Annotated in this window: 14 protein-coding genes and 4 tRNA genes; 14 read left to right on the top strand and 4 right to left on the bottom strand. The window is 70.3% G+C overall.

What is annotated here, in order from left to right; genetic code table 11:
* The 12 genes from AB1460_RS17565 to AB1460_RS17510 form a co-directional block, all read left to right on the top strand.
* Positions 1-342, top strand: a 342-nt coding sequence (locus AB1460_RS17565; RefSeq protein WP_368962569.1) for a hypothetical protein, incomplete at its 5' end; no start/stop codon positions are given.
* A gap of 60 nt (positions 343-402) precedes the next feature.
* A complete protein-coding gene (locus tag AB1460_RS17560; protein ID WP_368962568.1) occupies positions 403-675 on the top strand; it encodes a hypothetical protein in 273 nt (90 codons plus the stop codon).
* Positions 676-703: 28 nt separating this feature from the next.
* Positions 704-898 carry a hypothetical protein gene (locus AB1460_RS17555; protein ID WP_368962566.1) on the top strand — a complete coding sequence of 65 codons (195 nt, stop codon included), beginning with the start codon at positions 704-706 and terminating at the stop codon, positions 896-898.
* An 86-nt stretch (positions 899-984) separates the two neighbouring features.
* Positions 985-1,185, top strand: a complete 201-nt coding sequence (locus AB1460_RS17550) for a hypothetical protein (RefSeq protein WP_368962565.1) — start codon at positions 985-987, stop codon at positions 1,183-1,185.
* A gap of 86 nt (positions 1,186-1,271) precedes the next feature.
* A complete protein-coding gene (locus AB1460_RS17545; RefSeq protein ID WP_368962563.1) occupies positions 1,272-1,463 on the top strand; it encodes a hypothetical protein in 192 nt (63 codons plus the stop codon).
* Positions 1,460-1,639, top strand: a complete 180-nt coding sequence (locus tag AB1460_RS17540) for a hypothetical protein (RefSeq protein WP_368962561.1) — start codon at positions 1,460-1,462, stop codon at positions 1,637-1,639. The genes AB1460_RS17545 and AB1460_RS17540 overlap by 4 nt, the downstream gene beginning before the upstream one ends.
* Entirely contained in the window at positions 1,636-1,842 is a 207-nt protein-coding gene (locus tag AB1460_RS17535; RefSeq protein WP_368962559.1) for a hypothetical protein, read from the top strand. Before AB1460_RS17540 ends, AB1460_RS17535 begins: the two co-directional genes overlap by 4 nt.
* 59 nt (positions 1,843-1,901) lie before the next feature.
* On the top strand, positions 1,902-2,294 hold the full coding sequence (locus AB1460_RS17530) for a hypothetical protein (protein WP_368962557.1): 393 nt from the start codon (positions 1,902-1,904) through the stop codon (positions 2,292-2,294).
* Between the two features lie 12 nt (positions 2,295-2,306).
* On the top strand, positions 2,307-3,233 hold the full coding sequence (locus AB1460_RS17525; protein WP_368962556.1) for a bifunctional DNA primase/polymerase: 927 nt from the start codon (positions 2,307-2,309) through the stop codon (positions 3,231-3,233).
* Positions 3,230-5,080 carry a hypothetical protein gene (locus AB1460_RS17520; RefSeq protein WP_368962555.1) on the top strand — a complete coding sequence of 617 codons (1,851 nt, stop codon included), beginning with the start codon at positions 3,230-3,232 and terminating at the stop codon, positions 5,078-5,080. Before AB1460_RS17525 ends, AB1460_RS17520 begins: the two co-directional genes overlap by 4 nt.
* A 612-nt stretch (positions 5,081-5,692) precedes the next feature.
* Positions 5,693-5,977: a helix-turn-helix domain-containing protein gene (locus tag AB1460_RS17515; RefSeq protein ID WP_368962554.1), complete on the top strand. Its 285-nt coding sequence runs from the start codon at positions 5,693-5,695 to the stop codon at positions 5,975-5,977.
* Complete coding sequence (locus AB1460_RS17510) at positions 5,974-7,203, top strand: tyrosine-type recombinase/integrase (protein ID WP_368962553.1); 1,230 nt, start codon at positions 5,974-5,976, stop codon at positions 7,201-7,203. The genes AB1460_RS17515 and AB1460_RS17510 overlap by 4 nt, the downstream gene beginning before the upstream one ends.
* Positions 7,204-7,310: 107 nt before the next feature.
* On the opposite strand, the gene AB1460_RS17505 is transcribed toward AB1460_RS17510, so the two are convergent.
* The 3 genes from AB1460_RS17505 to AB1460_RS17495 form a co-directional block, all read right to left on the bottom strand.
* Positions 7,311-7,382 (bottom strand) — tRNA-Val (locus AB1460_RS17505).
* A 13-nt stretch (positions 7,383-7,395) separates the two neighbouring features.
* Positions 7,396-7,467 (bottom strand) — tRNA-Cys (locus tag AB1460_RS17500).
* Positions 7,468-7,510: 43 nt separating this feature from the next.
* A tRNA-Gly gene (locus tag AB1460_RS17495) sits at positions 7,511-7,582 on the bottom strand.
* Positions 7,583-8,072: 490 nt separating this feature from the next.
* Here AB1460_RS17495 and AB1460_RS17490 point away from each other — a divergent pair.
* A complete protein-coding gene (locus AB1460_RS17490) occupies positions 8,073-9,242 on the top strand; it encodes a chorismate-binding protein (protein ID WP_368962551.1) in 1,170 nt (389 codons plus the stop codon).
* A 120-nt stretch (positions 9,243-9,362) separates the two neighbouring features.
* On the opposite strand, the gene AB1460_RS17485 is transcribed toward AB1460_RS17490, so the two are convergent.
* Positions 9,363-9,794: an SsgA family sporulation/cell division regulator gene (locus AB1460_RS17485; protein ID WP_018634956.1), complete on the bottom strand. Its 432-nt coding sequence runs from the start codon at positions 9,792-9,794 to the stop codon at positions 9,363-9,365.
* Positions 9,795-10,349: 555 nt separating this feature from the next.
* Between AB1460_RS17485 and AB1460_RS17480 the strand changes: the two genes are divergently transcribed.
* Positions 10,350-10,421, top strand: a tRNA-Val gene (locus AB1460_RS17480).
* Positions 10,422-10,859 lie beyond the last annotated feature (438 nt).

The raw sequence follows: 10,859 nt of genomic DNA, 5'->3' as shown, positions 1-10,859 counted from the left end.
GTATTTCTGGGGGTGGGGTTTTACCGGCCGCGGACCCGCCACCGGCCGGTAAAACCCCACCCCCAGAAATACCGCAACCTTCAAACCCCGCTTTTCGTAGCTACCCCCATGCCAAAAACCGACAGAAAACCAGCCCAAGGAAAGGGAATTCGCATGGGCAAGAAGAGCAAGGACCCGTGGCCGAACGAGGACGGCGTCACCCGCCGCCAGCTCGGACAGATGGCGGGCGTGGCGATCCGGTCCGGAGCGCTGGCCATGTACGTGGACTCCGGCCGGAAGGCCGATGTGTACCTCGAATACCCCGACGACACGACCAATACCGGAAAGAAGCGGAAGACCTGACAGTCACACCCCCGGCCACCACGCCAAGCCTGCACCCAGCCCTACCGAAAGAGGAGAACGATGAACGTCGAAATGGTTGAAGTGAGCGAGAACGTGCGTACCTACACGACCCGGACCCGGATCGCGTCCGAGCCCGGGAATGGCTACTCCTCGAAGACCTGGGACGCGCTCACCCCCGAGGGCAAGGTGTTGTGCCGGCACCTGGACACGACCGACGGGATCGAGGAATTCAGGTTCGGCCGGCACTCCGTCACCGTCACGAAGACCCCGTCGAAGCTCTGGCCCTGGGGCGAGGTTCACCAGGAGATCCTCCGGATCTTCAACCTCATCTAGGTAGAGCTGATCTAGGCAAGAACCTGCGATGCCGAAGCCGCTGCACTACCTCACCGTAGCGACTCTCGATGAATCCCCAGTCGATATCGACGCGATGGCGAAAGCGCTGGGAAAGTCGTCCGTCACTCTCGCGATCTACAGCGATGCGGAACTGGCCCGGCACCTGAAGGCGGTCATACACCGCCAGGACCTGAAGGTCTCCGCCCGGCCGGCCAAAGGCTGACCGCAGCGAAACAACCCCGGTATCCGCCGCGGCGGGAACCACACCCGCCGCGGCGGACCCCACCCCCACGAGAAAGGACATCTGCCATGTCGAAGGCCCGGCACATCGTCACGGTGCAGACCCGCAACGGAAAGCCCCTCCCGGACACCATCAGCCCGGACGCACACGCGGCGGGACGTTCCTCCACCAAATTCGCCCTGGCGACCGATGGGGATCTCACCGCACTGGTCACGGTGCTGCGTAAGCACCGGAACCTGCAATTCACCGTCCGCGCCGTCATCCGCTGACAGCCCGGCCACGTGGCCCCCCACTCCCGCTACCTCGACCCCACCGGGACCCCGCCGGTCCTGGCCACCATCACCGGAGCCGTCCTGTGAAGAACATGCCCCACTTCCGTGCCGGCCGCTCCCGCGGTTCGGTCCTGCTGACCGTCGCGGTCGTGCTGTTCGTGTTGTTCGCCGCGACCAACCCCACCGACGCCGCCGTGGTCGTGGCCAGCATCGCCAGCCACGGCGAGACGATCGCCGCCGGCCTGGCCGACTTCGTCCGCCAGGTCGCCGCGTGACCGCCACTCCCGCGTCGGACGCCGCGGCCACCGAACTCGCCGCCCTTGAGCGCAAGACCGAGGAGCACCGGGCTTGGCTCGCCCGCGAGACCTGCCCGCACACCCGCCGGATCATCCGCGACGAACTCGCCGCCCTACGCCGCGCGAAGGCCGACCTGCGCCCGGACAACCCGTGACTGCCACCCCCGGCCCGGAGCACTGCGACTACTGCGACCAGCTGGCCACCCACATCTACGACACCGAAGCCCTGTGCCGGACCCACCAGCGCGAACACGGCACCCGCTACTTCCGCACCCCCGCCGAAACCCGCCGCGCCCGCGACAAAGCCACCCGCCGCACCCGCGCCCCCGACCGCGCCACGACCAGCAAGGAGAACTGACATGGGCCTGTTCGGTTCGAAGAAGACCACTCCGCGACTGCCGACTGTCGGGTGCTGACGTGACCGCCCCGCCTCGGGCCCGACCCGCCGCCCGCCGCCGCGGCCGGCCGCCGCCCCGGCCCGCCGCCGGCCCACCGGCCACGGCAACGATCGACGCCGGTCCGACCCCCGAGGCCGACCGGGATCCGGTCGGGCTGTGGCACCGCGACGCGGTCTGCCGATGGGCCCGGCGCGAACGGGACCGCTGGCAGGCCATGTCCCGAGACGACCCCGCCCGCCCGGCCGCAGGACAGGCCGCTCACACCGCTCTGCGTTCCGTCGCCGCGGTCTACGGCGTGCGCCCCGCCGACATCGGACCGTGCGCCCGCTGCACCACCCCCCACCACCGCTACGGGCCCGGCGGCCGGCCGCTGTGCCCCACCTGCAGCCCCTGGATCTCGCCCCTTCTGTGAAAGGAGCTCCTGATGCCGATGCGGTCCACCAGCCTGCTTCCGGCGGCGCTGGCCCTGGCCGACCGGGGGATGGTCATCTTCCCGGTCCGGGCCGGGAGCAAGATGCCGATGGTCCGGTGGAGCCGAGAGGCCACCCGCGACCCGCAGGTCATCACCGGCTGGTGGACCCGCTGGCCCCACGCATCCATCGGGGTCGCCTGCAAGCCCTCCCAGTTGACGGTGGTCGACGTCGACGGACCTACCGGACGGGCGTCCTGGGCGGCGCTGACCGCCCGCCATGGGCACACCCCGACCGCATCTGTGAGCACCGGCCGGATCGACGGCGGGATCCACTACTGGTACCGGGCCCCCGAGGCGAACCCGCCTGCGAACAGCACCGGAACTGAGACCGACGGGATCGCCCCCGGCATCGACATCCGCGGCGCTGGAGACAGCCACGGAGGGATGGCAGTCGCCCCACCGTCACGGCACCGCACCGGCCGGCGCTACCAGTGGGCCGACCGGCTTCCCCTGGCTGACCTACCCGGGTGGCTGCACCGCGCGGCCACCACCAGGCCAACCACCCCCGCGTCGTCGGCCGCGGAGGTGGACGCCGCGCGTCGCCGGCTCACCGCCCGTCAGGCCCGGCCCGACCTCGCTCAGACCCGGGAGCACCGGTGGGCTGCGGCCGTGCTCGCCGGAGAAGCCACCGACATCGCCGCCATGGCACAGACCGGGCGGAACCAGGCCCTCAACGGCGCCGCCTACAAACTCGGACGGCTGGTCGCCGGGGGTCTGCTCGACGAGCGCGACGTGCGCCAGGCCCTCACCGACGCCGCGCTGTTCGCAGGACTGGACGACCCCGCCCGCGGCGGGAAACGCGGCTCCACCGCACGCACCCTCGACTCCGGACTGACCGCCGGGATGCGCCGACCCCGCACCGGGGTGGAAGACCGGTGAGCGCGCTCCCCGAAGCCCCCGGACCGGGGGTAGAGCTGGACGTGGCCACTGTCGTGGCCCGCGCGGACGCCGTGGCGGACGAGCTGGCCCGCGCGCGGACCGTCCGCGAGCACGTCTACGCCCTGGGATGGCACGGGGTGGAGGCCCTGGTTGTCGACGACCACCGCGAAGCACTGGCGAAGGAACGGCTGATCCTCAAAGGTGCGTTCGACCGGGCCCACAAAGCCGGTGTGACCGACGCCCGTCAGGCCGCCAAGACCACCACCACCCGCCAGCCCCGCCCCGTCCACGACAGGCCCGACGGCCGGCCCGACATCGACGTCACCGGCGCCCCGACCGCGATCCGCAACCTCACCACCGCCCTGGACGCCGGGGTGTTCGCCGACCTGTACGTCACCGGCGGTCAGGTCGTCCAGGTCGCCCGGGTCTCCGGTGACATCAGCACCGCCGCCGATGACCCGCTTCCGCTGGTCTCCGCGCCGCTGACCGCCCCCGCGTTCGCGCAGATCCTCGCGCACGAGACCTACGCCTACCGGCGCGTCACCGACCCGGCCGGTGACATCACCGAGGAGGAACACGCACCCGCCGACCGCATCCTCACCGCCGTGCTGTCCCGCCGGCACTGGCCCGGTGTCCGCCCCCTGCGCGGCATCGTCGGCTCACCCGTCCTGCGCCCCGACGGATCCCTGTTGCAAACCCCCGGCTACGACCCGGACACCGGCCTGTACTTCGCCCCGAAGGTTCCCCTACCCCCCGTTCCCGACCGGCCGTCCAGCGAGCAGGTGACCGCGGCGAAACGGTTCCTGGAGATGGTCCTGCACGACTTCCCGTGGGTCGCCCCGGCGGACAAGGCGAACTACCTGGCGATCCTGGTCTCCCCGATCCTGCGGCCCTACCTGGCGACCCTCACCCCGTTCTGGGTCGCCACCGCCACCACCGCCAGCTCCGGCAAGAGCTTGCTGGTCGACATGGTCGGGTCGATCTACGGCAAGCAGCAGAACCCCTGGCCCGGCGGAGACGAAGAGCTCCGCAAGGCCGTCCTGGCGGCGCTGCGCCGCCCCGAACCGCTGATCTGCTGGGACAACATCGCCGAAGGCACCCAGATCAAGTCCGCGGTGCTCGCCGGGCTGATTACCGCCCCGGAGTGGTCCGACCGTGTCCTGGGGTCGTCGAAGTCGGAGAAGCACGCCAACGACCGGCTGTGGGCCGTCACCGGCAACAACCTGCGGTTGGGCGGAGACATGGCCAGCCGCGCCATCGTGGTTCGCCTCGACCCGAACATGCCCAACCCCGAAGCCCGGCCCGACAGCGCGTTCCAGATCCCCAACCTGCAGGCCTGGCTCACCGACGCCCCCAACCGCCAGGCCCTGCAGTGGAACCTCCTCGTGCTGGTCGCCGACTGGGTCGCGGCCGGTGCTCCCCGCACCGGCCACCTCATGCGCCAGTTCAGCCCCTGGGCCCAAGCCGCCGGCGGATTCGTCACCCACCACGGCCTGACCGGCTTCCTCGACAACACCGCCGACGTCGCCGACATGGACGACCAGGCCGCCCTGTGGGAAGCGTTCCTCGCCCGCTGGAAGACGCACATGGGACTCAACGCCCAGGGCATCACCTCCGCCGACCTGCGGGCCACCTTCGACCGCGAGCCCGACGGCTCCGACCGCTGGGACGGCACCATCCCCGACGACCTCACCGACGGCCGGCACTTCCCCTCCGCCGTCGAACTCGGCAAGCGTCTCCGCGGCCATGTCGGCCGCTGGTACGGCCCCTACGTCCTACGCGCCGACACGGAAAGTCACAGCAAGGTCCGGCTCTGGCGCGTCGAAACCCGCGAACCCACCCCATGACCCACCCGGTTCTTCGAATTTCTCACCCGCCGTTCAGAACAGGACGCCAACCACCCCCGCACCCCCCGCAAACGCTCAAAACTCCCTGCCCTGCAGGCACTTTCGTTGCGGGGGTGCACCCCCGCGGACCCCCGCAACTGCGGGGGTGCCACCCCCGCAGCCTCGCCGAATTGCGGGGGGTGCGGGGGTGCACCACAGCCCTTGCGGGGGTGCACCCCCGCACCCAAAACCCCAGGCCACACAGCACCTTCCGACCCCCTGCGGGGGGTGCGGGGGTGCCCAAGCCCTGCCCGGAACACGCGCCCCAAGAAAAGAAGAAAACCGGACCCCGCTGGCACCCGCCAGCAGTCACAGCCCGTAGCAGCCAACGCCGGGGTGGTTGGCCTTCCCGCCACCGAAGCAGCCCCGCATCACCGAAGCGGTCCCGGCGACCAGCCACCAAGCAACCCGCCGGGACCGCACCCCGTCTGGAATCCAGAAAGAGGCAGATACATCATGAGCCGCGCCGCCGTGCCAGTGACCACTGAACGTGTGGTCCCGCAGTCCCGTCACCGCGTGATCAGGAAGCCCCTTCAGCCTCTGACCGACCGTGCCACTCCTGACGTGCTCACGGTGCTCCGCGCGGAACTTCAGGCCGTGTTCGACCGCCTCGACTCCTACCTGGCCAACCCCCCGCAGGCCGCGCCGCCGCCCGCACCCCCAGCGACCGACCGGCCCGACCCGTTCGAGGGGCTGCCCGCGCTGATCTCCGTTGTGAAGGCCGCGCAGATCCTGGGACTGTCCCGGGCGACCGCCTACCGCCTAGCGGACACCGGCGAACTGCCCACACAGCGCATGAGTGGACGGGTCTACGTCATCACCGCCCGTCTCCGCGCCGCCTTCGGTGGTGCCGCGTGAAGGGCAGCGTCTACAAGCGCAAGAACGGGTGGGAGTTCCGCCACGACATCGACCCCGACCCCCTCACCGGCAAGCGCCGGACCACGTCCCGCGGCGGATTCAAAACCAAGGCGGAAGCGAACCGGGCCATGCGGGAGTCCATCGCCCAGTTCGAGGAGGGCAAGCACGTGGCGCCCTCCCGGCGCACAGTGGAGGAGTTCGCGACCGAGTGGATCGCCGCGGTTCGTCCGGCGGTGGCGAAGGGGACGTGGGCGAAGTACCGCAACTACCTCACGCTGTACGTCGTTCCGGTGATCGGTCCGACGCCGCTTCAGGACCTGACCGCGCGGCGTCTAGACCTGCTCTACGGCCACCTGTTGGACGGGGGCCGGCTCCGCCGCCGCGGCGGTCAGGGGGCGGGTCTGGCCCCTGCCACGGTCGCGGTGGTTCATCAGACGTTGAGCCGCGCGCTGGGCGACGCGGTGAAGTGGGGCTACCTCCGCCACAACCCGGCGGAGGATGCGCACCGGCCGCGGGTCGGGCGGCGGGCCCCCACGGTGTGGACCCCGGAGCAGGTGAGGGTTTTCGTCGACCACATCCGCAGTGACCGGCTGTTCGCGATGTACCTCCTGCTGATCACGACCGGTGTCCGGCGGGGCGCGTTGGCCGGTCTGCGCCGCGCGGATGTCGACCTGACGGGGGCAACTGTCTCGCCGAGCGTGCCGCGGGTCGTCATCGACGGCAAGGCTGATGACGGTGAGCAGAAGACGCTGAACGCCTACCGCCCGCTGTCCCTCGATCCGCTGACGCTGGCAGCGCTACGGGCCTATATCGCGATCTGGGAGGAGAACCGGAAGGTCTTTGGGTACACGAGCGACCGGCTGTTCTGCTGGCCGGACGGGGCCGCGATCCACCCGGACACGATCACGGACTGGTTCCAGGACCACGCGCGCGCCGTGGGGCTGCCCGTGATCCGTCTGCACGATGTTCGGCACAGCTACGCAACCGCCGCGTTGAGGTCCGGCGTGCATCCCAAGGTGGTCAGCGAGCGTCTCGGTCACGCGAGCGTGGCGTTCACCCTCTCGTTCTACAGCCACGTGATCCCCGGCATGGACAAGGACGCCGCCGACGAGATCGCGAACGTGATCCTTGGGACGCCGGAACCGCCCGGGGTGCAGGCAGAGCAGGAACCCCCCGACGCGAGCGATGAGACCGGAGAGGACGAACCGCCGGCGGTCTGCGCGTAGGCCGCGTTCGCAGATCTGTTCGCACGGACCCGTGGGAAGATCGGAAATGAGAACGGCCACCCCGCACGGGGTGGCCGTTTCCGTTGCGCCGCAGCGCTTTCTACGGGTGGGCGATACTGGGATTGAACCAGTGACCTCTACCGTGTCAAGGTAGCGCTCTCCCACTGAGCTAATCGCCCGTAACTGGATCAGAGGCGGAGGCGGGAATCGAACCCGCGTACAGGGCTTTGCAGGCCCTTGCCTAAACCACTCGGCCACTCCGCCGTGAAAGGCCGTGATGGCTTCATCTCTGACCACACCGCTTCCGAGCGGACGACGGGATTCGAACCCGCGACCCTCACCTTGGCAAGGTGATGCTCTACCACTGAGCCACGTCCGCACGCTCCGCTGCCGCGCTCCCGAAAGGTGTGCTCGGGCCGCCGATCAGATCGGCGTTCCGCTTGGCGGTGCAGGTAGCACTCTAGCGGACGATCGGGGCGGTCGTCGAATCTGCGCGCCGACGTGCCGGGATGTCGCCCGGATGTCGACCGTGTGTCGCTGTCACGTTGATCTGCCGGTCGCACACGGTGTCAGGCATGTGTTTGGGCCTGGTGCGCCGGGGCGGGGGGTGGAACCGGGGCGCTGTCCGGCTGCCGGAGAGGGACGGGGGTCACGCCCGCGGGCGGCAGGGGGTACCCGTGCGGGCGGCGTAGTCACGTAGACGGCGGCGCGGGGGAGTCCCGCTCCGCTCCGGGTGCGCAGTGCGGCGACCTCGGGCCTCAGGCGCGGTCGACGACGGCGGTACGGTGATCGGAATGATGGGCGCGAGCAGGGGCATCACGAGCGGGGGAACCACGAGCGGGGGCAGGACTGTCAGGAGCGGCGCGCATGTGTCGTCACAGCCGCGGGCGGTCGCGGTGACCGCCCCTCGAAGGTTCCGGGGCCGGGAGTCCTACCTCCTGGCAGGTGGTCTGCTGGCCACCGGCGTCGTGGAGGTGTCGGACGACCTCCGGGTGCTTGACCGCGGTGGCTTCTGGGGTGTTGTCCTCGACTTCGAGGGCGCGGCCCGCTGTGTCCGCTTCCGGGACGTGCGCCGCGCGCCCGACATCGCCAGCCTGGCGGCGGCTCCCTGGCAGGGCCCGCCGCGCGACACCTGGGTGACGAGCCTGGACGCCGCCTCCTACATCGACGGCGTGCAGGCTGTGCGCGCGGAGATTGCCGCAGGCGAGGTCTACCAGGTGAACCTGTGTCGGCTGCTCTCGGCGCCGATGGCCACGGGAACCGGCGGAACGGACCTCGCAGGCCTGGCCGCCGTCCTGGCCGCGGGCAACCCCGCTCCCTACTCGGTGGTGTTCGACGCCCCGGAGGCCGGCCTGCGCATCGCTGGAGCCTCGCCGGAGCTGTTCCTCTCCCGTGACGGTGACCTCGTCCGCTCGGGCCCGATCAAGGGCACCGGCCGGACGGTGGCCGACCTGCGGGACAAGGACGTCGCAGAGAACGTGATGATCGTCGACCTCGTCCGCAACGACCTGGGCCGGGTGGCCCGGCCCGGGAGCGTCACGGTTCCGGCGCTGTGCGCGGTCGAGCGGCATCCCGGTCTGGTGCACCTGGTCTCGACGGTGCAGGCCCGGCTCGCGCCGGACGTCGGCTGGCCGGAGCTGATCGCGGCGACGTCCCCGCCGGGTTCCGTGTCGGGCGCCCCGAAGTCGAGCGCGCTGCGGATCATCAGGCGGCTGGAGCCGGTACCCCGTGGTCCCTACTGCGGCGGCATCGGCTGGGTGGACGCAGACACCGGCCGGGGCTGGCTGTCGGTGGGCATCCGGACGTTCTGGCTGGCCGACGAACGGATCTGGTTCGGGACCGGCGCCGGAATCACCTGGGGGAGCGACCCGCAGGCGGAGTGGCAGGAGACGGAGCTGAAGGCCAGCCGGCTGCTGTCGCTGGCCTCGTCCACCCGGGACGGCCGAATCGCGCCGACCGCGGCGCCGACCACCCACGGCCCCGCACGCGGCGAGGGGCGACCACGTCGCGGCAGTCCGCTGACAGCCCCGCGCCGCTGACAGCAAAGCGCCTGGTGGGGGGACTCCCCCACCAGGCGCTTTGGGTGAACAGGAACTGTCACGTGCCGGAAGTGCCCGCACCGGCCTGCCGGGGTCGGAGCGGTGCCGACCCCGGGGGTGTCACCGCTCGGGGCCGCCCCAGATCAACAGGGCGAGTTCGGCATCCAGGTCGATGACGTCGCTCTCCCCGCCGAGGGGTACAGCTGTGTAGGTCCGGCGAAGGAAAGCCAGTACCTCAGCCCGGGGCATTTCGAACAACGCATGGCCGGAAGGACTGGACAAGGACAGGCAGACGATCCGCCCCCCTGACTGCGCAGCGGGCCAGACCTGCACATCGCCGTCGCCGGCTGGCCGTCGCACGCCGTCGCTCAGCAACTGCCGGGCGAACGTCCATTCGACGACCTCGTCGGCTCCGGTACGGAAGCCGATGCTGACCGCATAGGGGTCAGCAGGTTCGTAACGGACCGTGGCGGCGACCGGAACCGGAGCGCCACCGGGAACGACGAGCCGGAGGGCGAGTTCTGCGGTGATCGAATCGTGACGAATTGTCATCGGGCGGCCTCTCATGGTGCGTGGTGCGGGCGAGCACCCGTGTAACGAGATAGTTCCCTCTCTGAGTCCCGTTTGAAACAAGGTTATGTCAAGACAACATCCGTTACGGCGATTCGGGCGAGTTGCCCTACCCAGGAAGCCCGGCCGAAGTCCCCGAGAAGTCCCGGTCGCTGTGGACCGCCGACCGTCGACCGAAGGTGGTCGAATGATCGCCGTCCGCGCTCGACTGAGGGTTCCCCCGAGCACAATGGCCGTTCTGCCGAGGCCGTGCCACCCATAGCCTTCCCTGTCCGGACCCGTCTCAACCGCGGCGAGTCCCGGCCAACCCGCCGGTGTCCCCGAGGTTCGGTCGGAGGCCAGACATGCCCGCATCCGTCCGGCGGCCACCCCCTGTCCGTTGCCCGGTCGCGTCCGTGTAAGCTGAGACCAACCTCAGCGAGGGTGCAACACGTCCGGTCGCTGAGGCTGGTCTGAGAGGCTTCGGGTGGCTCCGGGGTCTGGTGTCGGTAGGCTTCCGATACCGGGTCCGCAGGTCACGGGCCTGATGGATCGCGCGGGCGTATAGCTCAGGGGTAGAGCGCTGCCTTCACACGGCAGAGGTCCGTGGTTCGAAACCACGTACGCCCACACTCGCGACTGCACTCTCTCCCTGTCGGGTCCACGACCCGATCGTGCGCTCTTTTCTCACACCTGGCGACGAATGTCGCGATTGTTCCCGGGCGGGGCTTCGGTGTGATCACCTTGTCCTTTTGTCCGGATCTGTTCCTGGTGTGGCTACGGCGCCCACGGCCGGATCGGTCGCAGCCCAATCTGGGGCTCGATAGCACTTTGGTGGGGGTTGAGGGCCGTTCGTGATGCGGCCGGGCTGTGATCCCGGCCGCATCGAAGACCGTCGGCCGCGCTCCGGGACTGCCGACTGTGCGTCGGGCCCGCGCCGTCCGAGGCCGTCGGCCGCGGTGGGCCACCCTGGTGTGGTGTGCTGGTGGGTACCGTGGTGCCGGGATGGGGAACGGCTGGTCGGGCGGTGAACCGGCGGCCGAGGACGACGGGCTCGCGGGCGCGGGA

It is taken from the genome of Parafrankia sp. FMc2, from assembly GCF_041008525.1.
GTDB lineage: Bacteria > Actinomycetota > Actinomycetes > Frankiales > Frankiaceae > Parafrankia.
Note: the sequence above shows the minus strand (reverse complement) of the source record. Positions and strands in the feature narration are given on the sequence as shown.